This is a genomic window from uncultured Tateyamaria sp. (genome assembly GCF_947497045.1).
In the GTDB taxonomy this organism is placed as follows: domain Bacteria; phylum Pseudomonadota; class Alphaproteobacteria; order Rhodobacterales; family Rhodobacteraceae; genus Tateyamaria.
Genome location: NZ_CANMEU010000052.1, coordinates 1 through 279, shown reverse-complemented (window position 1 = coordinate 279; position 279 = coordinate 1). Strand labels below are relative to the sequence as shown.

Sequence of the window (279 nt, the reverse complement as noted above, 5' to 3'; positions counted from 1 at the left end):
GGCGCGCGTCGGCGGGCAGGGGAGCCAGACCCTGGATCAGTGCCTCCATGATGGGCTTGGACTGGCGATCCTCGTTATGCATCACCACGGCGAAACGGCTGACGCGTTCGACCAGAGACGTGACGTTCACCTTTCCATGCTCCTTGCGGAACATCGTCAGATCGCACTCCCAGTGGCCAAACTCCACACGTTCAGAGATATGATCGGGCCTGTGAGACAGGCTTTGAACGTCGAAGATATGGGTCCGGCTGTGCCTGCGGTAGCCGCGTGGCCTGCGGC

The 279-nt window shown here is 61.6% G+C and carries 1 pseudogene; it reads right to left on the bottom strand.

Annotated elements, in window-relative coordinates:
- Positions 1–279, bottom strand: a pseudogene (locus Q0859_RS21475) (IS30 family transposase); the annotation flags it as partial.